Origin of the sequence: Klebsiella electrica, assembly GCF_006711645.1 — a bacterium.
Taxonomy (GTDB): Bacteria; Pseudomonadota; Gammaproteobacteria; order Enterobacterales; family Enterobacteriaceae; genus Klebsiella; species Klebsiella electrica.
Genome location: NZ_CP041247.1, coordinates 1,885,642 through 1,910,748, shown reverse-complemented (window position 1 = coordinate 1,910,748; position 25,107 = coordinate 1,885,642). Strand labels below are relative to the sequence as shown.

24 protein-coding genes, 2 tRNA genes and 2 pseudogenes are annotated in these 25,107 nt (G+C 52.8%); 13 read left to right on the top strand and 15 right to left on the bottom strand.

All coding sequences use genetic code 11. The annotated features are described in order from the left end of the window. Nucleotides 1-258: 258 nt before the first annotated feature. A pseudogene (locus tag Electrica_RS09000) lies at nucleotides 259-726 on the top strand (CoA transferase); the annotation flags it as partial. Between the two features lie 54 nt (nucleotides 727-780). On the opposite strand, the gene tcyN reads toward Electrica_RS09000, so the two are convergent. The 4 genes from tcyN to tcyJ form a co-directional block, all read right to left on the bottom strand. Next, nucleotides 781-1,533, bottom strand: a complete 753-nt coding sequence (tcyN, locus tag Electrica_RS08995) for an L-cystine ABC transporter ATP-binding protein TcyN (protein WP_100682262.1) — start codon at nucleotides 1,531-1,533, stop codon at nucleotides 781-783. Further along, a complete protein-coding gene (gene tcyL / locus Electrica_RS08990; RefSeq protein ID WP_100682261.1) occupies nucleotides 1,530-2,198 on the bottom strand; it encodes a cystine ABC transporter permease in 669 nt (222 codons plus the stop codon). Before tcyL ends, tcyN begins: the two co-directional genes overlap by 4 nt. 15 nt (nucleotides 2,199-2,213) lie before the next feature. Next, nucleotides 2,214-3,200, bottom strand: coding sequence for a D-cysteine desulfhydrase (gene dcyD / locus Electrica_RS08985; RefSeq protein WP_141964320.1), 987 nt, complete (start codon nucleotides 3,198-3,200; stop codon nucleotides 2,214-2,216). A 94-nt stretch (nucleotides 3,201-3,294) separates the two neighbouring features. Next, on the bottom strand, nucleotides 3,295-4,095 hold the full coding sequence (tcyJ, locus tag Electrica_RS08980; RefSeq protein WP_100682259.1) for a cystine ABC transporter substrate-binding protein: 801 nt from the start codon (nucleotides 4,093-4,095) through the stop codon (nucleotides 3,295-3,297). Nucleotides 4,096-4,295: 200 nt separating this feature from the next. Between tcyJ and amyA the strand changes: the two genes are divergently transcribed. Beyond that, entirely contained in the window at nucleotides 4,296-5,783 is a 1,488-nt protein-coding gene (amyA, locus tag Electrica_RS08975) for an alpha-amylase (protein WP_141964319.1), read from the top strand. A 45-nt stretch (nucleotides 5,784-5,828) separates the two neighbouring features. On the opposite strand, the gene yedD is transcribed toward amyA, so the two are convergent. Then, nucleotides 5,829-6,242: a lipoprotein YedD gene (yedD, locus tag Electrica_RS08970; protein WP_131050757.1), complete on the bottom strand. Its 414-nt coding sequence runs from the start codon at nucleotides 6,240-6,242 to the stop codon at nucleotides 5,829-5,831. Between the two features lie 473 nt (nucleotides 6,243-6,715). On the opposite strand from yedD, the gene rcsA reads away from it, so the two are divergent. Further along, nucleotides 6,716-7,339: a transcriptional regulator RcsA gene (rcsA, locus tag Electrica_RS08965; RefSeq protein ID WP_100682256.1), complete on the top strand. Its 624-nt coding sequence runs from the start codon at nucleotides 6,716-6,718 to the stop codon at nucleotides 7,337-7,339. A 54-nt stretch (nucleotides 7,340-7,393) separates the two neighbouring features. Here the strand turns inward: rcsA and dsrB are convergent, their stop codons facing one another. Further along, the gene (gene dsrB / locus Electrica_RS08960; protein WP_100682255.1) at nucleotides 7,394-7,582 is read right to left on the bottom strand and encodes a protein DsrB; all 189 of its coding nucleotides are present in this window, start codon (nucleotides 7,580-7,582) and stop codon (nucleotides 7,394-7,396) included. A gap of 167 nt (nucleotides 7,583-7,749) precedes the next feature. On the opposite strand from dsrB, the gene yodD reads away from it, so the two are divergent. Next, nucleotides 7,750-7,977, top strand: a complete 228-nt coding sequence (gene yodD, locus Electrica_RS08955) for a YodD family peroxide/acid resistance protein (RefSeq protein ID WP_100682254.1) — start codon at nucleotides 7,750-7,752, stop codon at nucleotides 7,975-7,977. A 272-nt stretch (nucleotides 7,978-8,249) separates the two neighbouring features. Here the strand turns inward: yodD and dgcQ are convergent, their stop codons facing one another. From dgcQ to Electrica_RS08940, 3 genes are all read right to left on the bottom strand, one after another. Then, nucleotides 8,250-9,944 carry a cellulose biosynthesis regulator diguanylate cyclase DgcQ gene (gene dgcQ, locus Electrica_RS08950; RefSeq protein ID WP_141964318.1) on the bottom strand — a complete coding sequence of 565 codons (1,695 nt, stop codon included), beginning with the start codon at nucleotides 9,942-9,944 and terminating at the stop codon, nucleotides 8,250-8,252. 108 nt (nucleotides 9,945-10,052) lie between these two features. Further along, on the bottom strand, nucleotides 10,053-10,232 hold the full coding sequence (locus Electrica_RS08945; protein ID WP_100682252.1) for a YodC family protein: 180 nt from the start codon (nucleotides 10,230-10,232) through the stop codon (nucleotides 10,053-10,055). Between the two features lie 76 nt (nucleotides 10,233-10,308). Next, nucleotides 10,309-11,220 (bottom strand): DUF808 domain-containing protein, encoded by a 912-nt coding sequence (locus tag Electrica_RS08940; protein ID WP_141964317.1) that lies wholly within the window; start codon nucleotides 11,218-11,220, stop codon nucleotides 10,309-10,311. A gap of 228 nt (nucleotides 11,221-11,448) precedes the next feature. Here Electrica_RS08940 and yedA point away from each other — a divergent pair, with 228 nt between their 5' ends. Further along, nucleotides 11,449-12,360 (top strand): drug/metabolite exporter YedA, encoded by a 912-nt coding sequence (gene yedA, locus Electrica_RS08935; RefSeq protein WP_131050761.1) that lies wholly within the window; start codon nucleotides 11,449-11,451, stop codon nucleotides 12,358-12,360. On the opposite strand, the gene Electrica_RS08930 is transcribed toward yedA, so the two are convergent. The 4 genes from Electrica_RS08930 to drpB form a co-directional block, all read right to left on the bottom strand. Continuing rightward, entirely contained in the window at nucleotides 12,335-12,790 is a 456-nt protein-coding gene (locus Electrica_RS08930; RefSeq protein ID WP_202395339.1) for a very short patch repair endonuclease, read from the bottom strand. The genes yedA and Electrica_RS08930 overlap by 26 nt on opposite strands. 19 nt (nucleotides 12,791-12,809) lie before the next feature. After that, nucleotides 12,810-14,210 carry a DNA cytosine methyltransferase gene (locus Electrica_RS08925; RefSeq protein WP_160703285.1) on the bottom strand — a complete coding sequence of 467 codons (1,401 nt, stop codon included), beginning with the start codon at nucleotides 14,208-14,210 and terminating at the stop codon, nucleotides 12,810-12,812. Nucleotides 14,211-14,299: 89 nt separating this feature from the next. After that, nucleotides 14,300-14,995 carry a phosphohydrolase gene (locus Electrica_RS08920; protein WP_141964315.1) on the bottom strand — a complete coding sequence of 232 codons (696 nt, stop codon included), beginning with the start codon at nucleotides 14,993-14,995 and terminating at the stop codon, nucleotides 14,300-14,302. 42 nt (nucleotides 14,996-15,037) lie between these two features. After that, nucleotides 15,038-15,319, bottom strand: coding sequence for a cell division protein DrpB (gene drpB, locus Electrica_RS08915; RefSeq protein ID WP_100682246.1), 282 nt, complete (start codon nucleotides 15,317-15,319; stop codon nucleotides 15,038-15,040). A 589-nt stretch (nucleotides 15,320-15,908) separates the two neighbouring features. On the opposite strand from drpB, the gene Electrica_RS08910 reads away from it, so the two are divergent. Continuing rightward, on the top strand, nucleotides 15,909-16,979 hold the full coding sequence (locus tag Electrica_RS08910) for a porin (RefSeq protein WP_131050765.1): 1,071 nt from the start codon (nucleotides 15,909-15,911) through the stop codon (nucleotides 16,977-16,979). 90 nt (nucleotides 16,980-17,069) lie between these two features. Here the strand turns inward: Electrica_RS08910 and Electrica_RS29260 are convergent, their stop codons facing one another. Next, on the bottom strand, nucleotides 17,070-17,144 hold the full coding sequence (locus Electrica_RS29260) for a hypothetical protein (RefSeq protein ID WP_407081254.1): 75 nt from the start codon (nucleotides 17,142-17,144) through the stop codon (nucleotides 17,070-17,072). A 342-nt stretch (nucleotides 17,145-17,486) separates the two neighbouring features. Then, nucleotides 17,487-17,576 (bottom strand) — tRNA-Ser (locus Electrica_RS08900). A gap of 87 nt (nucleotides 17,577-17,663) precedes the next feature. Here Electrica_RS08900 and mtfA point away from each other — a divergent pair. The 7 genes and pseudogenes from mtfA to Electrica_RS08865 all read left to right on the top strand — a co-directional run bounded on the left by mtfA (nucleotide 17,664) and on the right by Electrica_RS08865 (nucleotide 25,103). Further along, nucleotides 17,664-18,464 (top strand): DgsA anti-repressor MtfA, encoded by an 801-nt coding sequence (gene mtfA / locus Electrica_RS08895; RefSeq protein ID WP_160702622.1) that lies wholly within the window; start codon nucleotides 17,664-17,666, stop codon nucleotides 18,462-18,464. A gap of 100 nt (nucleotides 18,465-18,564) precedes the next feature. Further along, nucleotides 18,565-18,640 (top strand) — tRNA-Asn (locus Electrica_RS08890). Nucleotides 18,641-18,928: 288 nt separating this feature from the next. Further along, nucleotides 18,929-20,248 carry a hypothetical protein gene (locus Electrica_RS08885; RefSeq protein WP_228267403.1) on the top strand — a complete coding sequence of 440 codons (1,320 nt, stop codon included), beginning with the start codon at nucleotides 18,929-18,931 and terminating at the stop codon, nucleotides 20,246-20,248. Continuing rightward, nucleotides 20,185-20,463: pseudogene (locus tag Electrica_RS08880) on the top strand (chitobiase/beta-hexosaminidase C-terminal domain-containing protein); the annotation flags it as partial. The gene Electrica_RS08885 and the pseudogene Electrica_RS08880, both read left to right, overlap by 64 nt. Before the next feature lie 673 nt (nucleotides 20,464-21,136). After that, nucleotides 21,137-21,688, top strand: coding sequence for a fimbrial protein (locus tag Electrica_RS08875; protein ID WP_141964313.1), 552 nt, complete (start codon nucleotides 21,137-21,139; stop codon nucleotides 21,686-21,688). Nucleotides 21,689-21,808: 120 nt separating this feature from the next. Beyond that, a complete protein-coding gene (locus Electrica_RS08870; RefSeq protein WP_141964312.1) occupies nucleotides 21,809-22,534 on the top strand; it encodes a fimbria/pilus periplasmic chaperone in 726 nt (241 codons plus the stop codon). A gap of 34 nt (nucleotides 22,535-22,568) precedes the next feature. Next, on the top strand, nucleotides 22,569-25,103 hold the full coding sequence (locus Electrica_RS08865; protein WP_228267402.1) for a fimbrial outer membrane usher protein: 2,535 nt from the start codon (nucleotides 22,569-22,571) through the stop codon (nucleotides 25,101-25,103). The last annotated feature ends 4 nt before the right edge of the window (nucleotides 25,104-25,107 follow it).

Genomic DNA, 25,107 nt, shown 5'->3' with positions numbered 1-25,107 from the left:
TACAGAAAACTAACACATAAATCTTATTTATATGTATAAAATATCGTATACATCGCACTTATTAGATCATGACTGGCGCTCTTCACCCGTGACAGGAGAAAAGTATGTCGGAGCCTTTTTCGCTGACCACGATATATTCCCTTCTATGGCAAGCCTTTAGTTCCCTTCCGGCCCCGGAAATCGAATTTACCCAGCCGGGGGCGCTGCGTTCCTGCTTTGCCGTCACCGATTCTCCGTCGCTATCCCGTCGACAGGCGTCTGCCTCGCAGCAGGCCGCTGCCCGGCATTCGGGTGCTCGATCTGACGCGGATTATTGCCGGACCGGTAGCCACACGTCTGCTCGCCGGTCCCGGTGCGCAGGTGCTGCGACTCGATCCGCCAGACTGGCATGAGCCGACGCTCGAAGAAGAAATCACGCCCGGCAAGCGCTGCGCACGGCTGAATATAAAAACGGCCAACGATAAGCAATATTTAATAGATTTGCTCTGTCAGGCTGACGTTCTCGTACACGGTTACCGTGCCGATGCGCTGGACGCCCTGGGATTAGATAGCGAGACGCGGGCGCAGCTCAGGCCAGGACTGGTCGATGTCTCGCTGAATGCCTGGGGATGGAGCGGCCCATGGCGCAACCGCCGCGGTTTTGACAGCCTGGTGCAGATGGCCTGCGGGATTGCCGCCGCCGGTCAACAGTGGCGCCAGGCGGATAAACCGCTGCCGCTACCGGTGCTCTGGTCGCGGCCGTCCTCACCGCTGGGGACGGCCGCCGCGAGCGGGTAAACATTACTGCATCAGAAATTTTTCAAGGAACTGGCGGGTGCGCGGCTGCTGCGGGTTGGCAAACAGCGCTTTCGCCTCACCCTGTTCGACGATACGCCCCTGGTCCATAAAAATTGCGCGGTCCGCAACATCGCGGGCAAAGCTCATTTCATGAGTCACGATGACCATCGTGCGCTTCTCCTGCGCCAGCTGACGAATGGTGTTCAGCACCTCGCCAACCAGCTCAGGATCGAGAGCCGACGTCGGCTCGTCAAACAGAATCACATCCGGGCGCATCGCCAGCGCCCGCGCAATGGCCACACGCTGCTGCTGACCACCGGACAGGCGACGAGGATAGCTGTTTTCTTTGCCGCTCAGCCCCACTTTCGCCAACAGTTCCCGGGCGCGAACCATGGATTCGTTTTTATCCTCACCCTTAACGATAACCGGCCCTTCAATGATGTTTTCCAGTACCGTGCGATGCGGGAACAGGTTGAAATTCTGGAACACGAAGCCCACATGCTGACGCAGGCGGCGAATCAACCCTTTTTGCTGGCTGAAACTGCGCGCGGTATCAATGGTCACATCGCCCACCCGGATGGTTCCGCTTTCCGGCTGTTCCAGCAGGTTAATACTGCGCAGCAGCGTTGTTTTACCGGACCCGCTGGGGCCGATGATCGCCACCACTTCCCCCGCCTGCACATTGAGGTCGATACCGTGCAGTACCGTCTGGCCGTGGAATTTTTTCACCAGGTTTTTGACTTCAATGGCACTCATTTTGGATCACGCTCCTGGCGATTCAGCTGGTTTTCAAAATAGTTTTGCAGCGAGGACAGCACCGTCGCCATCACCCAGTAAATCAGCGATGCGGCCAGATACATGGTGAACACTTCCAGGGTGCGCGAGGTAATCAGCTGCGCCTGACGGAACAGCTCCGGAACCTGAATGGTGGCCGCCAGAGAGGTATCTTTTACCAGACTGATAAAACTATTGGAGAGCGGCGGCAGCGCCACCCGCGCAGCCTGCGGCAAAATCGCCCGGCGCAGGGTCTGCCACGGCGTCATACCGATACTGGCCGCCGCTTCCCACTGCCCTTTGTCAATCGAGGCAATCGCCGCACGCAGCGTTTCCGCAGCGTACGCTGCGGTATTCAGCGACAGGCCGATCATCGCCGCCGGAATGGGGTCAAGCTCAATGCCAAACTGCGGCAGACCGTAATAGATCATAAACAGCTGGGCAATCAGCGGGGTACCGCGGAAGATGGAGATATACATTCTCGCCAGCCATTTCACCGGCCACAGAGGCGACATGCGCATCAGTGCGAGGATAAAGCCCAGCACCAGGCCAAAGAACATACCGCCGATGCTCAGCTGTAACGTAAACACCGCGCCTTTGAGCAGAAAGGGCGCGGAATCAATAACCAGTTGGATACTCTCTTGCATTCTGTATGTTCTGCTTTAGATATGGGGATGATAGGCAAACAGCGCCGGCGCTCCACCCGTGTGGATAAATAAAATCGGCCCTTCATCCTTAAAGCGCTTCTGATTAATGCCGTCGATCAACCCGGCCATCGCTTTACCGGTATAAACCGGATCCAACAGAATGCCTTCCAGCTGCGCCAGCAGCTTCACGGCCTCCATTCCTTCGTCGTTCGGCGTGCCATATCCTGGCGCAAAATAGTCATCCCACAGCTGAATCCTGGCCGTGGCCTGTAGCTCCAGGCTGTTCGCCACCGCCTGCTGAAGCGCAACGACTTTCGGCAACTGATCCGCCGCCTTGCGTGATACGGTGACGCCAATCAGCTCGGCCCCTGGCATCAGCTGTTCCAGTCCTACGGCCAGCCCGGCATGAGTCCCCGCGCTGCCGGAGGCGACCACGATGGAAGAGAGCTCAACGGCGCCTTCGCACTGCTGGGCGATTTCGAGGGCGCTTTCCACATAGCCCAGCGCGCCAAGCGCGTTTGAGCCCCCCACCGGAATGACATAGGGCCGATAGCCCTGCGCTTCGATGCGGGTTGCCAGTTCTTCGAGCTGAACATTGGGCTGAGTCAGCGCATCACACATCTCCACCTGGGTATTAAACAGATCAAGCAGCAGGCGGTTACCGTTGGTCAAATAGTTCTCGGCGCGGGTGCCAATGGGGTTTTCCAGCAGCGCAACGCAGTGCAGACCCAGTTTCGCGGCCACCGCCGCCGTTTGACGGACGTGGTTCGACTGAATCGCGCCGGCGGTGATTAAGGTATCCGCCCCTTCACGCAGCGCATCTGCCGCCAGGAACTCCAGCTTACGCAGCTTATTGCCGCCCATCGCCAGCGGGGTCACGTCGTCGCGTTTAATAAAAATCTCGCGCCCCAGATGATCGGACAGACGCGGTAGATATTCCAGCGGCGTCGGCGCGCCAATCAATTCCAGGCGCGGGAAGAGCGTTAAATTTTGCAGTGACATGGTACCTCCTGACTGAATTATCTTTATTATGCACACACTGGCGTACGAAATAAAAAAAGGCGCTATCAATAGCGCCTTTTTTCACCGCCAGCCGTTACTTCGTCACGTCAGCGCCAAACCATTTTTCCGACAGCGCTTTCAGGCTGCCATCTTTTTGCATATCGGCAATGGCGCCATCAATCGCTTTCAGCAGGTCTTCGTTGCCTTTACGCAGCGCCACGCCAGACTCCTGACGAGAAAACGCTTCGCCGGTCACCGCCAGGGTATTGCCGGTTTTCTTCACCAGATCCAGCGCCGCCAGGCGATCGACCAGAATCGCGTCAATACGACCCACGCGCAGATCCTGATATTTCGTCGGGTCATCATCATAGGTACGGATATCTACGCCCTGAACGTTCTGGCGCAGCCACTCTTCGTAGTTAGTCCCGAGACCGACGCCGACTTTTTTGCCTTTCAGGTCAGCAGGTGTTTTGATAATGCCTTCGTTGCCTTTTTTCACCAGCGCCTGGATACCCGACACCGTATAAGGGGTAGAGAAGTCATACTTTTGCTTACGCTGGTCGGAAATGGTGACCTGGTTAATCACCACGTCAATACGTTTAGAATCGAGGGAAGCCAGCATGCCGTCCCATTTGGTCGGTTTCAGATCGGCCTTCACGCCCAGATGTTTCGCCAGCTCATTGGCAAAATCGACCTCGAAGCCGGTCAGCTTACCGTCGTCGCCCTGATAGCTAAACGGCGGATAGGTTCCTTCCAGGCCTACGCGCAGCGTCCCGCGCTCTTTAATCTGCCCCAGCAGATTTTCCGCCGCAAACGATTTTGCGCTGACGCCAGCCATTAAAACTACAGCCATCGCGCCCATCAGCGCCTGACGACCCAGAAGTGCTAATTTCATAGATGCCCCTGATAAATGAGATTTTCCCGTAGTGTAAGGCGTTTAGCGTCGCCCACCAACACCTATACGCTACAACTTATAGCGAAACATTATATACGCAGCGATTTAAGACATAGCGAAAAGAGCACCAAAATTCATCGAATTTGCTGGATATATCTCATACTGCAAAGGTCAGCTTGATGACGTCTGGAGCATGGAAGATGAAAAACCCCACGTTACTGCAGTGCTTTCACTGGTATTACCCCGCCGGCGGCGAGTTGTGGCGCGAAGTCGAAGCCCTGGCTCCGAACCTGAATGAAATTGGCATTAACATGGTTTGGCTACCGCCGGCTTACAAAGGCGCGTCCGGCGGATACTCCGTCGGCTACGATAGTTACGATCTGTTTGACCTCGGCGAGTTCGAGCAAAAAGGCTCTGTTGCCACGAAATATGGTGATAAAGCACAGCTGCTTGCCGCCATTGCGGCCCTGCGCCAGCACGATATTGCGGTCCTGCTTGATGTGGTGGTCAACCACAAAATGGGCGCAGATGAAAAAGAACCGGTTCGCGTGCAGCGCGTCGATGAGCAGGACCGGATGCAAATCGCCGAGGAGATTATCGAGTGCGAGGCGTGGACACGCTACACCTTCCCGGTCCGGGGCGGGCAGTATTCTCAGTTTATCTGGGACTACAAATGTTTCAGCGGCGTCGATCACATCGAAAATCCCGACGAGGACGGCGTTTTTAAAATTGTGAACGACTATACCGGCGAAGGCTGGAGCGATCAGGTCGATGATGAAATGGGTAATTTCGATTACCTGATGGGCGAGAATATTGACTTCCGCAATCATGCGGTCGCCGAAGAGCTGAAGTACTGGGCTCGCTGGGTTATGGAGCAAACCGGCTGCGACGGTTTCCGTCTCGATGCGGTGAAACATATTCCCGCGTGGTTTTATAAAGCGTGGATCGACCACGTCCAGCAAGTGGCGACAAAGCCGCTGTTTATCGTGGCGGAGTACTGGTCACACGAGGTGGATAAGCTCCAGCAATATATCGAGCGCGTCGACGGTAAAACGATGCTGTTTGACGCCCCGTTGCAGATGAAGTTTCACGAAGCGTCACGCCAGGGTCGCGACTACGATATGAGTCAGATTTTTAGCGGCACGCTGGTTGAAACCGATCCGTTTCATGCCGTCACGCTGGTGACCAACCATGACACTCAACCCTTGCAGGCGCTGGAAGCCCCCGTTGAGCCGTGGTTCAAACCGCTGGCCTATGCGCTCATTCTGCTGCGCGAAAACGGCGTCCCCTCGGTTTTTTATGCCGACCTCTTCGGCGCCAGCTATGAAGATACCGGCGGCGATGGCCAGACCTATGCCATCGAGATGCCGGTTATTGAACAGCTGCATGAGCTGATTGACGCCCGCCAGCGTTTCGCCCACGGCGTCCAGACGCTGTGGTTCGATCATCCCAACTGCATTGCCTTTAGCCGCAGCGGCACCGATGAGGATCCGGGGTGCGTCGTTGTATTGTCTAACGGCGATGAGGGAGAGAAGCTGCTGGCGCTGGGTGCCAACTATGGCAATAAGCGCTGGAAGGATTTTCTCGGCAATCGTCAGGAGGTGGTGGAAACCGACGACGAAGGCAACGGCACCTTCACCTGCAACGGCGCAAGCGTCAGCGTCTGGGTCATCGAAGAGGTGCTGTAGTCCTTGAAAGCACGCGGGCTGAACGTCGATTCAGCCCGCCCTGCATTAGTGCACGCTTTTCCCGGCAGCGGTTTTTTTCCACGCCTGCTCGCACTCGGCGGTCAGGCGGTCAACGCGAGTCAGGGTCATGCGATCGTATTGCAGCGTGTTGCCTGAGCGCTCAACAGGGTAAACCTCAAGCCTGGAGGTGACGTTGTAGACCTGATCATCGCGCTGCATTAATTTACCCGGCGTGGCGATGACGCGCTGCCACTGACGACAATCCAGGGTGTCGCCATTTTTCGTCACGATCAGGCTGGCAATCGCGTCCGGACTCATCATTTCACTCTGCGGACCTTTTGACTGCCAGTATCCCTCTAACCCGGCTGGCGCTGGCGCTTTGACGACGGTATCGTAATTATCAACCTGGACACACCCGGCCAGCATAAACAGCGCAGCGGCAATCACTATCTTTTTCATCATCCATCCCACAAACCGATAAAAAAGTATTGTGGCATTAAAGCGTTAAGCCCGCCACCCCTCCCGCAGAGCCGCAGCAAACTTGCCAACATCCGCGCGCGCACAACGCCACCGTTGCCCCCCGGAGAAGAATTATCCCGCTCGCCGTCGCATTATTAAATAACGAGAATGAAGAACTGCTGACAATATGCTGACTATTTACACAACCAACATAAGGAAAATCCTAAAAATATTTATTATTTGCCTTCCGAATTATCTGAAAAACAGGCAATTTTGCTTTTAATTCCCTTACATAACCCGGTCTCACATTACTTTGGGAGTATTCCTGGCAAATTATGGGCAATATTACGGAATAGTTTAGACTGCCGCATAGTTCCTGTGCTGAACCGGGTTTTTATTACCCACTTAAATGGATTTCATCGTGCTTGTCGGCGAGAGATAAATTATCGTTACGTGTTGATTGAGGATGGGTCATGTCAACGATTATCATGGATTTGTGCAGCTTTACCCGACTGGGACTGACCGGGTATCTGACAAGCCGGGGGATAAAGAAGCGCGACATTAGTGAAGTACATTCTGTGGAATGCCTGCAAGAGGCCTGTGAATTCATGCGTCCGGCAGTGGTATTTATCAATGAAGATTGCTTTATTCATCATCCGGATAGCAATGAGCTTATCCGCCATATCATTTCCCGGTATCCCGGGACGTTATTTATTATCTTTATGTCGTTAGCTAACATTCATTTTGATCACTATCTGCTGGTACGTAAGAATTTGCTTATTAGTTCAAAATCACTGACGCCAAAAGACCTTGATGAAATCCTGGGTAATCGCCTTAAATACGATAACTACAGCAACGCCCGCATCAATATTCCGACACTGTCGCTCAGTCGTGCCGAATCGAATATGTTGCAAATGTGGATGGCGGGCTATAGCACGACGCAGATTTCAAGCCAAATGAACATTAAGGCGAAAACGGTTTCGTCGCATAAAGGAAATATTAAAAAGAAAATTCAGACCCACAATAAACAGGTGATTTACCACATCGTTCGCCTGGCGGAAAACATTACCAGTGGTATCCACGTTAACCTGCGCTGAACCAGGCGCCGGCAAAACTGGCGGCGCACTCCGCCAGTTCGGATGCCTCACGAACTAATCTTCTCTCTCAACAAAGATCCCGTCCGGATGCCCTGCTTCGTTAAAAAACCAGATCCCCAGCGGATAGTCTTCCAGCGCAACCAGATACATGGTCCCTTCACTAAACGACTCTATTGCCAGAACTACACCCGATCGACGAGGGCCACCGTCGGTCTTCACCGTGACACGATCGTTCACCTGCATAACTTATCTCCTCTATTTTTGAGCCAGTGTAGAACAAAACTGCCCGCTGTGCAGCGCCCTGCCCGGCGAGTGGCGTTTTTATAGACCGTCCGGCATGGCGGCCAACCCCCTCTGATTTTATGCCTATACTTAAAGAGGCACGATCTGAGCCAAGCGAGGTAGGCATGATGAAAACCGCCAAAGGTAGTGGATATGCAGGAAGTCACGGGGTGAATGTCGATGTTGATGCCCTGCTGGCGGCGATTAATGAAATCAGCGAGAGCGAGATACGGCGTTCGCGGGACGATCCGCATCACGTCAGCGTTGATGGCCGCGACTATCACACCTGGTGTGAACTAGCGGAAGCGTTTGAACTCGATATTCATGACTTTAGCGTCACGGAGATCAACCGCTAGCCAGGTACAGGTGAAAAAAATCCCGACTCGCAGGAGTCGGGATGAAACTTGCTAATGCAAGAAGCACTTGAAAATTCGTTACACCGGGATATCCGTTGCCGGGAAACATTATCCTCAATTATTTTGTATGACAAGAGCTATTCATGAGGAAAATAATTGAGAAATGGTATGAACTTACTGTCGCCCTGCCGGGATGCTGATGGCGTAAGGCTTTGTGGCGATCGTTTTTCTCTGGCCGCGCGTTGACCCCGGGCACTTTTTTAAGATAAATCTCATTTTCCCATACCGTCACGCAAGAATAAATCGTTAAAGCACACTCGGTTGCGTCCATTTTGTTTGGCGAGATAGAGCCGGCGATCGGCCGTTGACTGCAGGCTTTCAAAATTAAACCCGGCAGAATCATCGCTGCTGCTCACCCCCAGAGAGGCGCTGATCCGCAAACTGGTGTCGTTGCAGAGGAGAATTTCACGGTTGTAAATGCGGATGCGGATACGTTCGGCGATGGCTGTCGCCATCTGTAACGTGGTGTCAGGCATCACAATACAGAACTCTTCCCCGCCGACGCGGCCAGCCAGATCGCCTTCACGGATATTGCTCGCAATAGTACTGGCAACCAGCGACAGTACGCGGTCTCCCGCCTGGTGTCCGTGCTGGTCATTAACCTTCTTAAAGTAATCGAGATCGAGCTGGATAACCGAGACTGGCCGGGCTGTCCGCTCGCACACCCTGGTGATGGCGATGGCCCTGTCAAATAAGGCTCCGCGATTCAACAGGCGAGTTAACGCATCATGCCAGGCCTGCCACTCCAGCGACTTTTGCATAACGCTCATGTTACGCACCATCCGCAAAATCACCTGCCAGGAGATGATCAGCATCAGCGTAAAGAACAGCCACATCAGCGTCAGCGCAATCGTAATGCTCCCGAAAGCACCGCGCACGCCTTCCTGGAGCGTGTGGGTCCTCAGCAGCACGCCATCAAAGTTGTTTAGCTTCTGCCAGCTGATATAGCGCGTTAATAAACGGATACTGCCCTGGTTTTGATGCGAAAACGCGTAGCTAAGCATTGCCTGTTCACGGGCTGACAACAGGGTCAGGACATTCCCCGATGCTGAAGAAGCGATCAGGTTAAACCGACTGTCATACAGCTGGTATTCCCCCTCCTGGCCCCCCTTAATGGCGCTGACCAGAAACGCCTTCATCTCTCGCACTGAAAAATCCATCGACAGCACGCCGAGCCAGTCATGGCGGAAATCAAGGGGAACGGAGGCCGTCACCACCGGGTCGTCGTTTTGCTCGTGCCCATCAAAAACGGTTTGCCAGAGCACGCCGCGACCGGGATTGTTCCGCTGCGATTGCCGGGTAAACCACGGCGCGGCGATCGCATGGGTGTAGCGCGCCTGGGCCTGTACCGCGTTTTTTGGCAATGTGGTGCCGGTAAAAAAACCGCTGCGCGAAATGTACAGCATCCCTTCGTTAAACCCGCGGTTTTCATCGACCAGACGCAGGAGATAGCCCAGCTCAAGAGCCGCCATCAGTTCATTACCGGTCCGGGCGTCGTGACGGGACAGCATACTCTGGCTGTCGACAAAGGCATCGGAGACGCCATACACCGGAAGAGTACGCCGGTTATGTAACGCTACGGACCAGATCGGGTCATGGCGTTTGCTCATGTATTCCTGTTCTGCATTGCGCAAAATCTCGAAATCCAGCGGCGTTTCAAGCGCCGACTGCATCCCGTTGCGAAAAAACACCATTCTGTCGATGTTGAACAGCAGCAGACTGTCCATTTCGTGGGCGACGTTTTCAAGGTTGTTGCGCTGGTTGGTGACATACGCCTCTTCCAGCACCGCCACTTCGCGCCAGATCAGGAGCGTAGAAAAAAAGAGTACTGCGACAAAGCAATAATTAACCACATGTCCCGGGCCAGAAACGCGGCGAAGTTTTCTTACCCACAGTGGTTTATCCATTGTTCTCTCGCAGTACAATCCAAACGACAAACGTCATCCACGCTGCCTGTGGGTGAAACAAGCAGTTAAACGATAAAACGCCCGGCTTTTGCCGGGCGCGATAGAGGGTCAGGCACGCTGCTGTCGCTGTCCTTCCCCACGTACTAACTCATCTTCGCGGAACGCCTCGTGTTTAACGCCATAACCGTCATACCAACAACACTCGACCATTCCGCTGGCGAAGCCCGTCACCACCATGCGCGGCCCCCCGCTCTTTCGCCTCACTTCATCACTGACCAACAATACCATTTTTTAGTCCGTCATCCGGGAGAAACTGTTTCACCATAGACGACACGGAACGATTTTGCATAATCAGCGGCCGATTTTACTGCGCCGCAGCGCGAAACCCGGTAATGACCTTCACGCCAGCCAGCACCACCGCGCCGACGATAAAGCCCAGCACCAGATTGACGCCGGTCGGCAGCAGCGAGGCGATGAGAGCCGACTGTTCACCTGCCCATTGTTCAACCGCATGATGAAGGGGCGCGATGCCGTGTACGATAATGCCGCCGCCGACCAGAAACATCGCCAGGGTCCCGACGATGGAGAGCAGCTTCATCAGACGCGGCGCAACCGCCAGCAATCCGTTACCGACCGAGCGCGCCAGCGCGCTACTTTTTTTCACCAGCCAGTAGCCCATATCATCCAGCTTCACGATAATGCCCACCAGACCGTACACCCCGACGGTCACCAGAATGGCAATCCCCGAGAGAATCAGAATCTGATTGAGCAGCGGCGCATCGGCCACGATCCCCAACGTAATGGCCACGATCTCAGCAGACAGAATAAAGTCAGTGCGTATCGCTCCTTTCACTTTATCGCGTTCGAATGCCAGCGGATCCTGCTCCGCCAGCGCTTCCAGGCGCTGCTGACGGGCCTGCGGATCTTCCTTGTGTTTGCGCGCCTGCAGGCTGTGCAGCACTTTCTCAACGCCTTCGTAGCACAGGAATGCGCCGCCGAGCATCAGCAATGGCGTAATCGCCCAAGGAATAAACGCGCTGATCAGCAAGGCCAGCGGCACTAAAATCACTTTATTGACGAACGAACCTTTTGCCACGCCCCAGACAACGGGGAGCTCGCGATTGGCGCGAACACCCGTCACCTGCTGGGCATTGAGCGAGAGATCGTCTCCCAGTACGCCGGCCGTTTTTTTCGCTGCCAGTTTTCCCATCACGGAAATATCGTCAAGCAAGGTGGCGATATCATCCAACAGCGTTAAAAGACTACTTCCTGCCAAAATGGTATTCCTTCATTTATTGCGGATAAACACCCTGACGCTCCGGCCGCAGCCTGAACGCGTAGCGGTCATGTCCGCCTAAGTATGAGGTAAAAGTGCTTTTTCGCCCAGAGATGCACAGAGTCAATATAAATTTAACAATTACCGATCGATTAAAGCGCTCGCCAGCGCAGTTGTTTTCACGTTTACTGTATGTCCCTTTCTGTCTCTGTACCGTCGTGAGGACGTATGTCTACCCGCCAGCTTCTGCCCCTAATCGGAGCCCTGTTTGCGCTTTATATCATCTGGGGATCGACCTATTTTGCCATTGCCATTGGCGTCGCCAGTTGGCCCCCGTTGATGATGGCCGGGATCCGTTTTCTCTCCGCCGGCGGGCTACTGCTCGCTTATTTGCTGGCAACCGGCCACTCGCTTCCAGCGCTCAGACCGCTGCTCAATGCGGCACTGATCGGCATCCTGCTGCTGGCCGTGGGAAATGGCTTTGTCACCCTGGCCGAGCACCAGCATGTGCCTTCAGGCATTGCGGCAGTGATGGTCGCGACGGTCCCGCTCTTCACGCTCTGCTTTAGCCGGTTTTTTGGTATTACCACTCGCAAGATCGAGTGGCTGGGGATTGCTATCGGTCTGGCGGGCATCATTCTGCTTAACAGCGGCGGGAACCTGAGCGGCAATCCGTGGGGGGCGCTGTTGATCCTTATCGGTTCAATGAGCTGGGCATTTGGTTCCGTTTACGGTTCCCGAATTGAGCTACCGACAGGCATGATGGCCGGCGCGATTGAAATGCTCGCCGCGGGAATCGTCCTGGCGCTCGCCTCCTGGGCGACTGGTGAAACCCTGAGCCAAATGCCGTCGTGGTCCAGTATTTTTGCCGTTGCCTATCTGGCGATTTTTGGCTCTCTTATCGCCATTAACGCCTACATGTATTTAATTCGTAACGTCACTCCCGCCGTCGCCACCAGCTACGCTTACGTCAATCCCGTGGTGGCGGTCCTGCTGGGGACCGGATTTGCCGGAGAGAGCCTCTCGTCCATCGAGTGGCTGGCGCTGGGCGTGATTATTTTTGCCGTTGTGCTGGTCACGCTGGGAAAATACCTGTTCCCCGCCCGCGCTGAAGTTACGCCTTGTGAGGTGGAGAAGTAAGCTCTGATTCACCAATGCCCTGCGTGTCGATCTGCGCGCGGTCACCGCCGCCGCAGATCCACTCTTCCAGGCGCTCAGTCAGCGCCTCATCGCTGAGTTTCAGTCGCCCGCGCAGCGCGCACTCCCAGACGATCAGCACCCGCCATCCCTGCTCTTGTAAGCGCATGATATCGCGCCTATCGCGCGCGACGTTGTTGCCGATTTTAGCCAGCCAGAATTCGGTACGCGTCGCGGGTACTTTAAACAGATAGCAGCGATGGTGATGCCAGAAACAGCCGTGAGTAAAGATAACGCAGCGGTACTCTGCCACGACAAAATCCGGGCGCCCCGGCAGCGTCGCATCCTGAACAGTAAACGTAAACCCGGCCTGAGTGAGCAGCGCGGCCAGCCGTTTTTCGATCGCCGTATCGCGCTGGCCAATCGCCCGCATGTTTTTACTGCGCGTGGCTTTATCGTGGACGTCCACCGTCTTGCTCCTCGGATTCACGCCGCGCCACGGCCTGCGCGATTCGCGGCGCAAGTAATTTCGCGACCGCCGCAAACACCGGCACCACCACCGAATTACCGAACTGGCGATAGGCCTGGGTATCGGAAACCGGAATGCGGAAGCGATAGCCCTGCGGGCTTTCAAACCCCATCAACCGCGCACATTCGCGCGGCGTCAACCGGCGCGGACGACGAAGCTGATTTTGCGCATCGTCGAAGTGTTGTTCACCCAACGGGCGGTCCCAGCCGCGATCGACCAGAATCTCGGCGCCGTCTTTGTAATAGCGCGCGGACAGCGTGCGCGCCACGCTCTGAGGATTGTGCGGATCGACCAGGCCGTAACCAAACCCGTTGCCCAGCGCCTGATGCTTGCGCGCATAGTGATAGAGATACTTCCACAGCACCGGCGTCAGAATAAATTTAGCCTCCACCGTCGGTTCCAGCAGATCGCCGAAGGTCGGCCGCACGGCCGGGTAAAATTTTGAAATATCGCGCAGGGTAAAACCGTCGTGCAGCTGGAGATCGCGGCGAAAGCCCACCAGCACAATACGTTCGCGGTGTTGGGGTAAGAAATGACGGCCATCGATCACTTTCGGATCGTCGACGCCGCTGTGGTCAGCGTCGGAGACCTCATAGCCCAGTTCATCCAGCGTCTGCATGATAATGCGGAATGTCCGTCCTTTATCATGGCTTTTGAGGTTTTTGACGTTCTCCAGTACGAAGATGGCGGGCCTGCGGGCGGCAATAATTCTGACCACATCAAAGAACAGCGTGCCCTGGGTTTCACAGGCGAAACCGTGGGCCCGGCCCAGCGCATTTTTCTTCGATACCCCGGCCAGCGAAAAAGGCTGACAAGGAAAGCCCGCCAGCAGCACATCGTGCGCGGGGATCGTCTCGCGAATATGCCGAGCCGCGTGTTCATCGCCCACCTCCGGGCGATGGCTGAGGGTAACATCACGGATGTCTTCATTGAAACGGTGCTGATTCGGATCGCAGTACCAGTTGGCTTTGTAGGTTCGCACCGCGTGCTTATTCCATTCACTGGTGAAAACGCACTGCCCGCCAATCGCCTCAAAGCCGCTGCGAATCCCGCCGATTCCGGCAAACAGATCGACGAAGCGGAAAGCATAATGGGGATGATGGGCCGGCGGTGGCGGCAGCAGCGTTGCCAGACGAGCATACTCGTTGGCCGTAATACGATTGGCCGCCCGCTCAACCGTCGCCACGCGCTTTAATATTGCCGGACTCCAGTGACGATCGCCAACGGTCAGCAAAATGCCCACCAGCGTTTTCACATCGTATATTGCCATCAGCTGGCGTAATAGCGCCTGTGCCTCTTCCCCGGCATGTTCCGGAGGCGACAACAGGCTCTTTTCCTTCGATAAATTTTGCGGCATACCCTCAACCAGCCCGGACAATTTTGCAGAGATTACCACAAATCATGCGGGCAGTTTCAGGCCAGTGGCTCAAAGCGCCTTAAAACCGCCTCATCCACCGACAGCGGGTCGCCGCGAAGTTCAGCGCTCAGCTTCGCCATAAATTGCACGAGGAAGCGCGCATTGTGTACCGCCATCTCTTTGCCTTTGTCCGTTTGCATCGTGTCGGGCAAACGCAACAGCTTGCACTGGAAATGGTCCAGCGCATATTTCTTGTCATCCAGCTTACGCCGGTCAGCAAAGGGATCGTCCGCATCAAACAAGATGTTGTTCAACGACCCGGAGACCGCAAAGACGCGGGCCAGACCAATTGCACCAAGCGCCTCCAGCCGATCGGCGTCCTGGACAATTTTCGCCTCCGTGCTCTGCGGGGTAATACCGGCACTGAAACTGTGCGCCTCAATCGCATGATAAACGGCAGGATAGCGGTCGCGCGGAAAATCAGGGAATGACGACTGGAGAATAGCCAGCGTTTTTTCTGCCGCCATCACCGAGGAGCGGCTGCGCTCGGGATGGTTTTTCGGCAGGCTAACAATGTCATGGAAATAACAGGCGGTCACAATGACCAGACGATCGACCTGACTGTCTTCAGCCAGCCGTTGCGCGGTGCCCCACACGCGACGGAAGTGCGAAATGTCGTGAGCCGAGTCGCCCTGGGTGAGATGTCCCGTAAGCCAGGTTTCAAAGCGTTGCTGCCAGTCAAATTGCTCCATACGCGTTCCTCTGAGATAAGGTCAGCGTTGAGCATAGCAACTTTAATCGTGTTGTTCATGAATCCTGGGGTCGGGACGGGTGTACCAGGCTATCGCCCCGAGGATGGCGCCAACAAGGCTCAGCACCAGGAACCCGAGCAGCGCGCCAAGCCACTTCCCTGACGTCGACCCCAGATCGCCGTCAATTGTCGCGCCGGGGACACTTTCAATTTTACCAACGACCCACCAGTAGCGCGCCATTGCCCACAGAAAGTAACCACAAAAGGCATAAAAGACCCACAGGGCCAGCTTCCCGCCCGGGCTTCGTTTCGCTTTCTGCTCCATTAACTCCTCTCCTTTAACTGACCACGAAACAGCGGCACCTCGCAAAAAAGTGACGCAAGTCACATTATACTGTGAAAAAGATAACGAAACAGCACCTTCCCCCCATCAACGACGGCTTTTAGCCGGCGCGAGATCCTGGTGCTTACGCGCCAGCGCCACAAAATATATTATTTATTGCCGTCAACGCGCGGCAGACAATAATAAAACCACAGTTTAAATATATTTCCCCGCGTTAAAATCCACATGAAGATGAATGTTTGCTCAGGCATCAAGCATGACCATAAGAGTAAAATAACCCAGCCAAATCATTTAAATGTCGCCCATAATTCAAAAGCATTTAATCAGTAACATAAATACATCCCTTAAAACACCTAACACATTGTTATTGAAAATAATAAACAGCAAAAATGCATCATTCCAAAACGATAGATTTTTAATATATCAATGCAAACTGAAACATTTTGTAATATTGGATATAATTTATTTACATTTTTATTTTAAATAAAATTGAACCTTACCGATAGTATGAAATTGCTTTCAGCAATACTCACCTCCATTCATATTAATGATGATTAAAAGGGAATATATAATGAAAAGAAAAACACTGGCACTTCTGGTTCCGGCATTACTCGTGGCCGGAGCCGCTAATGCGGCAGAAATCTACAACAAGAACGGAAACAAGCTCGATTTCTACGGCAAAATGGTCGGCGAACACATTTTAACCAACACCGATCGCGACAACAGCGACAATAACTCCAGAGATACCACTTACGCCCGTTTCGGCGTAAAAGGCGAAACGCAGATTAACAGCGAGCTGACTGGCTATGGCCGTTTTGAATACAACATCAAAGCGGATAAACCAGAAGGCGAACAGGGTAGCGCAACGCGTCTGGCGTTTGCCGGTTTAAAATTCGCCAACTACGGCTCATTTGATTATGGCCGTAACTATGGTCTGGTTTATGACGCGGCGGGTTATACCGACATGCTGGTCGAATGGGGCGGCGATGGCCTGGTGGCGACCGACAACTTTATGACCGGTCGTACTAACGGTATCGCCACCTACCGTAACAGCGACTTTTTCGGTCTGGTTGATGGCCTGAATTTCGGGCTGCAATACCAGGGTAAAAATAATAACCGCGATCGTTTAAAAGCTAACGGCGACGGCTATAGCACGTCTGTCGATTACAGTATCGATGGATTTGGTTTCGCCGCCGCATACAGCAATTCAGATCGTACCGACGAACAGGCGGCAGACCGTAAAGGCGAAACCGCCGAAGTCTGGAGTTTAGCCGCGAAATATGATGCCAATAACCTTTACACGGCGGTGATGTATGCCGAATCGCATAACATGACGCCAATGGCAAATGGCATTTTCGCCAACAAGACGCAGAATATCGAGGCCGTTGTCCAGTACCAGTTTGATTTTGGTCTGCGCCCTTCCCTCGGCTATGTCTATGCGAAAGGCAAAGATCTCGGTATAAACAGCGGCAAAGATGCTGAGATTATGAACTATATTGAACTGGGCACCTGGTACTACTTCAACAAAAACCTGAATGTCTACAGTGCTTACAAATTTAACCTGATCGATCGCAAAGACAGCATCATCACTGGCGCCGCTGAAGACGATCAGTTTGCTGTCGGTATTACCTATCAGTTCTGATGCGATTTATGCTTTAACGTCCGCCGGGTGGGCTGATCCTCTAAAACAGGACAGTTCATGTTAAGCGGCTTCCTCGGCCTGAGTCCGGTATTATTCCGGGCTCAGGCCTTTTAATTTCAGGCTTATCCGTTCATGGTTGTCGTCATGGGCATAGCCCTCTATCACCAGCTTTAGCTCACTCAGACTGCCGAGCGAGCACAGATAAAAACACTCCGGTTGCTACGTTTCGAAGAAGTTCTCCATGAGCGCATTATCCTGGTCGTTTGCGACTGATGATTGCGGCTTTTGCCGTTTGTCTCGCTGAACTAAGGCCTTCAGCTTTTTATATTGATAAGGCCAGAAATCTTCTGCCTACAGGGAGTATTCAGATATCATCGAGACGAGATCTTCCCGTCAATGAGAAATCAGAGGATGATGATTGATGGACATTCGACGCCCCGTTATACCAACACAAGAGAAGTGTGTGACGCGGGTCGTTGAAAGGAATTGACGTAAGTGTTTGAATAGTGGCGGAGAGAGGGGGATTTGAACCCCCGGTAGAGTTGCCCCTACTCCGGTTTTCGAGACCGGTCCGTTCAGCCGCTCCGGCATCTCTCCGCTGAGGTTGCTATAATGCCAGGTTCTTTGGCACTTTAATAGTTCCTGTCTCTTTAATTATGTTCAAGTGACGACTTTGCGAGCAATATGATGTTTAAATGGCCCTGGAAAGTAGATGAAGAGTCCGGCAACGCAGAAATGCCTTGGGAACATGCGCTTGCCATTCCTGTTTTAGCCAATCTTTCTGCACAAGAACAGCAGGAACTGGTGCAGATGGCGGCACGCTTTCTGCAACAAAAACGTCTGGTCCCCCTGCAAGGGCTTGAACTCACCCCGCTGCAAAACGCCCGCATTGCGATGTTGTTCTGTTTGCCGGTTCTCGCGCTTGGCATTGAGTGGCTGGATGGCTTCCACGAGGTGCTCATCTACCCTGCCCCATTTGTGGTGGATGATGAGTGGGAAGACGATATTGGTCTGGTCCACAATCAACGGGTCGTACAATCCGGCCAGAGCTGGCAACAAGGCCCCATCATCCTGAACTGGCTGGATATTCAGGACTCTTTCGATGCATCGGGTTTCAATCTTATCGTGCACGAAGTCGCACATAAGCTGGATACCCGCAATGGCGATCGCGCCAGCGGCGTGCCGTTGATTCCGTTACGCGAAGTCGCCGGCTGGGAGCACGATCTCCACGCAGCGATGAATAACATTCAGGATGAGATCGATCTGGTTGGGGAGAGCGCCGCCAGTATTGACGCCTATGCGGCGACCGACCCGGCCGAGTGTTTTGCCGTATTATCGGAATATTTCTTTAGCGCACCGGAGCTGTTTGCCCCGCGCTTTCCGGCGCTCTGGCAGCGCTTTTGCCATTTCTATCGTCAGGACCCCTTACAAAGATTACGTGAAAATGGCCTGCTGGATACTGACGACGGGTACACTGTGCACTAAAACAACGAGTTGACTTAAATTTAGCCATTTGAATCAGTGAGTTAATTTTAGTGTTGACACAAAAATGCCAGGCCAGTAGTATGCGCCTCGTTCACACGATTCCTCTGTAGTTCAGTCGGTAGAACGGCGGACTGTTAATCCGTATGTCACTGGTTCGAGTCCAGTCAGAGGAGCCAAATTTAAGAAGCCTGCGTTTAAAGCAGGCTTTTTGCTTTTCAGTATTACCCCCGTTTGCTCAAGATGGATCCCCGCCTGGCAGGCCCTTCATTCGCAGCACCATCAGGATGCGTTCAGTTGTTTGAACACCAACTTCTCTCAGTCAAACAGTAAAACTCATTAGCCTCTGTAACTAATATTATACCTACATACAAAGAAGCCCCCATTGACAGGGTTAAAATATCTGCCTCTGTGTTATTATCTAACCATTAAATTCAGGGAGATACTCAGGTTAAGGCTCTTTTAGCATGATGCAAAACTCGTCTAAAGATATCCTTTCAGCGTGGCATGATTATGTGGAATTCAGTGGCGCAGAAAAGAGTAAAATACCGGCCAGCAAGGTGCATGAGTACCAACAACTCATGCTCGATATAAATAACTGTGAAGAAAACCAGAGCGGAGTAGTACTCCGTGTTACGCCTGAAATGCGCAACCACTGGCGCGGGCGTTTCGTCAAATATGACGAAAAGGGTAAAATTACCCATATTGAGCCTGTTAACCTGCTATTTCCGGTACTGCGCTGTATCGAAAATGAGCGAGGTAAAGCCAATGTAAAATACCTTCCGCTGTTCTCTTTCCCCCTCCCAAAATCATTTTTTGAACAGAACGAAAACACCTTGCTAGTTCCCGTCAAAGATGGACAACTTGTTAGCGCATTCCCCTTCGCTTTTCGCGAAATGTTTGGTGTTCAGCTGGATGAGCTCGGTGAAAACCGTCATATGATGAGTATCGTCAGCGCGCTCACTGGATGTAAATATGACACGTTCCTTGAGGCGTTTAAGGCTCTTCTGAAATGGGTCACTCAGCAATCAAACAGTAAATATCAGGGGTTGGAAACTGCGTTTAATGCCCTGGTGGCTCCGTTGCATAATGAGGATTACAACCTCAAGCGTGATGCGGAAGATTTCACCTGGCTTTGTGATAACGCGGTTGGTGACTTCCCGTTGCTGGAGCAGTATCTCAGCCATATCCATAGTGACGAGAAGGCCCCGCATATTCACGAAGTGGTGACTGGCGGTTTGTTTGAAACGCAATATCCTCTGGGCCATGGGCAGATGGCGGCAATACAGGCGATTAATCAGGATGAGCGCCTGATTGCCGTACAAGGTGCGCCGGGTACGGGTAAAACCACGCTATTCAAGTCACTCATCGCACAACAACTGGTTGCCAGAGCACTGGCGATTGCTGATGGAAAGGACCAGAACTTCGGCATGCTGGTCACGTCCACTGCAATAAAAGCGGTAGAGAATATCATTGACGATCTGCGCAGTGACCCTGCAACTCAGGATCTAGACTGGTTATGGTTTCATAGCGGCTCGAACGAACAGGTTCAGCATGAGCTTACCCGGCTTGAGAAACTGATTGGTCGCTGGCGACAGGAAAGCTATGACCAACAGCAGCAGCACGATTTTTTAGCGGTTTTACTCAAGCATCGCGACGAGATGAACGCTTGTTACCGGGCGTATCTGAATGAAAAGGCAGTCGCGATACAATCTGTTGTGGATGGACTCGCTTCGCGAATATCCTGGGCCACCGGGAGCTGGCCAAGATGGAAAAAGCCAGCATAGCGTTTCGTCTTCCGGTACCGGGGGCGAAAATCACCCAAGGCAAACTGGAAGCGAACACCAGTTTCCCAGGGATGGTTATTGAGTACTCCACCGATGGCGGCAACAGCTGGCAACGTTATGATGACAATGCGCGGCCACAGGTGCAGGGCAAAGTGAACGTACGTACCGTCAGCGCCGATGGTAAACGCTTTAGCCGTATCGATACCGTCATGTAACGGGTTAATAACCGGTGAGGATACTCACCGGTTTCTTATGGCCTACGGGTAATCGATACATAAATTCCATAAATCCTCAACATCCGCTCAAGACCCAATAAACGAATGACATCGGTCCATCAGGCGATATATTTTGCCACTAATAAAAGAGTCATCCCCCGCTAAAGCCCGTTTAATACGCGATCGGCTAACGACCATCTTTTACCCTGCACAATAAATTCACCTCCCGCACAAAATAAAAACCCGACCTCTCCCATATCATCCCCCTGAACTATTAAGCATCTGCTGCATCGTTAATCTTTGCCGTAACTTCAACAGCCAACGAAAACCGGTGAATGCCGGGCGATATGACCTTATCATTTGTGAAGCCAGCTGCAGAACGCCCAGGATAAGATTTTTTCACATTTTCAAATGTGCACTTCATGTTTCATCAGATTAAATCACTACACAATTTCGGCCCTCAACACCAAGATACTCCGGCAAGCTAGAAAGCGCTGTGCGTTTTATTTTAGTTGCACTGATGTTGGAATTTACACCGACTGTTGTTTTATGCGTTAGCCCTTAGCATACGTATAAAACGAAGCGTTAATTCCAACATTGAATTTAAAGGAAGAAATTACACTCACCAACCTAATACATGTAGGTTGATTATTTTTCTAAAGGATATTTTGCAATGAAAAAAAGTTTGATGTTGATCCCTGTTACTGCGATGTCTCTCCTGATTAGTGCACACGTGTCTGCTGCTCCTAATACAGTGACTTTCCTCGGAGAAGTCACCTCTCAAACCTGTACCGTGGCAATTAACGGCAACACAGTTAGCCCGGTCGTTCTGCTGGCTGCCGTTAATAGCTCTGAGCTTACTACTGCGGGTAGCGTTGCGAAACCGACCACTTTCGATATCAGCGTAAGCGGTTGTACTGCTAACCCTGCGGCAGCAACGACGATTTCCAGCCGCTTCGCGGGTAACAGCATCACTGCTGGCGGTAACCTGGGCAACGTGGCAACCGGGACGACTGCGGCAACGAATGCTGACATCCAGATTCTGGATACCGCTGCAGCGCCTATCGACTTTACCACTCCCTTCACCGCATCAGGCGATCTGACTCTGCCGATCGGCGCAACCAATGCTTCGGCAACCTACACCGCGCAGTACGTCAGCGAAGCCGGCGCCGCCACCCCAGGCGCAGTGCAGGCCTCCATGCAGTACGCCGTTAGCTACAACTAATCAGGCGTTAAATCAGGGATTCAATATCTCTTAATCGATATTTAGATAAATTAAGACCAGGGATGGTCTTAATTTATTCTTTCCGGGTTGTCAGAAAATAATTTCCAACAGGTGGCTGATATGTCTCGCTTACAATGGCGTAGCATTTTCTTATTTATATTATCCCTCTATTTTTGTCAGTCAGCATTTGCCAGTGTGGTCATGACCGGCTCGCGGGTAATTTATCCCTCTGACGCCAAGTCCGTTGATCTAAGACTTAGAAATGATGATGATTTTCCTTATGTGATTCAGGCCTGGTTCGACAGCGGAGATCCCTCCTCCACGCCTGAAACAGGAAAGGCTCCCTTTATTGTCACACCGCCAACGTTTCGCATCGCGGCAAAAGAGGGGCAAGTATTACGCGTTTTCTTTACGCCAGATAAACCGCTGCCGCAGGACCGGGAGTCTGTTTTCTATTTCAATTTCCTGCAGGTTCCTCCGGCAAACATCGGCGGTGATAAAGGCAACAAAATCGTTTTGATGTTGAAAAACAGAATGAAAGTGTTTTATCGACCAGCGGGTTTAAAAACCAACCCGAAAATGATTTTCAACTATCTGACGGTCAGCAACATATCAGCAAATAGCATCCGGGTTACTAATACGTCCCCCTATTACATCTCATTAAGCAAGGTTAGCGTCAACGGTGTTAACGCAAAGTATAAACCACCGATGATTGAGCCTTTTGCTGCAGTAGACATTGCGCTTAATGCCGGAAAGGTGACTGACCGGAGTGCTAAGGGAATAGAGATCGGTCTGGTTAATGATTATGGAGCAACGGTAAGCCATGTATATCCAATTCAAAAATAAGGAAGTTTATTTTCGTCTTGCATTAATAACCTGCATGATTAAAGCCTCTCTGTTTTCGCATTCGGCCTTTGCGGAAGAGTATCGTTTTGACAACAATTTACTCGCTGGTTCAGGGTTTGCTAAAGGTATCAGCCTGGAAAAATTCAACGATACTGAGGTTATCATTGCGCCGGGGCGGCAGAATTTAGACCTGGTACTCAATGGTACTAAAATCAAAAGCCAGGTCCCGGTTAAATTCCAGAAGGTCAATCCGACCGACAAAAGCGCGCAACTGTGCCTTGACGCTGAGCTAATCAAACTGTTACAGCTAAAAATCCAGCCCGCCTCCCTTCCCAATGTCCAGTGTTTAACTTTAGCGGATATTACCCGGCAGGGAAGCTGGCGGATTAAGCCGTCAACGCTGTCGGTGGAATTTTCCATCCCACAAATTATGCTCAACCGACAGCCTCGCGACTCTATCCCGGTTGCCGAATGGGATGCCGGGGCACCGCTGTTATTTTTACGCCATAACACCAGCTACACCCGTAATATTCTGCGTGACATTAACTACAGCTATCTGTGGAGTATGATCAACGCCGGCGCAAATATGGGGATGTGGCAATTACGTCACCAGGCTAATCTGCGTTACATGCAGAGCAGCATTGCCGGCAGTGCCTATAAATGGAACTCTGTGAGAACCTGGGTACAGCGCCCGCTGCCCGCCATTTCCAGCGAACTGATGGTCGGCGATACCTATACCGACAGCGCCATGTTTGGCTCTATCGCTTTTAATGGCATCAAGCTGTATACCGATCAAAGCATGTGGCCACAGGGTAAACTGGGCTACGCGCCCGAGGTCCGTGGCGTGGCAAATACCAATGCCCGGGTTTTGATCCGCCAGGCGGGCAATATTATTTACGAAACGCAGGTTCCCCCGGGACCCTTTCTGATCGACGACCTCTACAACACGCGCAGTCAGGGCGATATAGAGGTGCAGATCATTGAAGCCGATGGAAAATCGTCCTTCTTCGTTGTGCCTTACGCCGCCGTACCGGGCTCCATGCGTCCGGGCAATATGAGCTATCAGTTTGCCGCAGGTAAAGTCAGGAATTATTACTCCGTACAGAATGCCTTCACCGAAGGCGTATTGCAGTACGGGGTGAATAACCGTTTTACCGCCAACACCGGCGCGCGATTTGCTAACAATTATCAGGCATTGCTCGCTGGCGGCGTTTTCGCCTCCGAACTCGGCGCCTTATCGCTCAATACAACCTGGTCACATGCGCAGGTGGAAAACAATCAGTCCAAAAGCGGCTGGCGGGCCGAGGCGTCATACAGCAAAACCTTCCCGAGCAACACCAATATAGTGCTGGCAGCTTACCGCTATTCCACCGCCGGATACCGCGATCTCCAGGATGTTCTGGGCGTGCGGCGCCAGCAACAGCACGGTGATAATTATTACTCCGACACACTTAAGCAACGTAACCGCTTTACCGCGACGTTAAGCCAGAACATGGACGACTACGGTACTTTCTCGCTCAGCGGCAGCAGCACCGACTATTACAACAACCGTTCGCGCATCACCGAGCTACAGCTGTCCTACAACAACATGTGGAAAAAACTCAGCTACAACATCAACGTCGGCAGGCAGCGTTCCAGCTGGAGTAACACAAATTATATCCACAGCGTCAATGACGCTGAATATGATTCCAGTCGTTATCAGAAATATACCGAGAACGTCATTTCCATCGGTTTTTCCATTCCGCTTGACTGGCGTGACTCTCGCTCAAACGTGTCGTTCGACATGACGAAGAACAAAAATACCCGAACGGCGATGACAGCGCTTTCCGGTTCCGCAGGTGAAGAAAATGATTTCACCTATTCCCTGTACGCCAATCATGACAAGTACACCGAACTGGAACAGGGCCGAAGCCATACCATGCGCTGGGGCGTGAATGTGCAGGAGCGTACCCGCTCAGGAACAATGCGCGCCTCCTATGCTCACAGCGGTAAAGATCACCAGCTGGGGCTGGGAACCGCAGGTACCCTGGCGCTGCACAGCGGTGGCGTAACCTACGGTCCGTATGCCAGCGATACCTTTGCTCTGGTTGAAGCCAAAGGCGCCAGCGGCGCGCGAATTAACAATGCGCAGGGAGCCAGAATTGATGTCTTCGGCTATGGGATTGCGCCTTCTCTGGCGCCGTACCGCTACAACACCATCAGCATTGACGGTAATTCCCTGGACCAGAACGTCGAGCTGGAAGGCGGAAACGTACGCGTGGTCCCGGTGCGGGGCGCGGTGCCGAAAGTGGCGTTCAATACTCTTGGCGGTACCCCTGCCCTGATCGCGGTCATGATGCCCGATGGCTCTCCGGTACCGATGGGCGCGGAGGTTCAGGACCGGGATGGGAAAAACCTCGGAATGGCCGGCCAGAATGGACAGGTCTACGCGCGCCTGCCTGATGCCTCCGGAACCTTATTTATTCGCTGGGACAACAAGCAAACCTGCCGCGTCAATTACCAGATGCCCGCACGGAATCAAGCATCAGGCAATAACTTCATCCATTTAAATGGTATCTGCGTACAGTGAGATA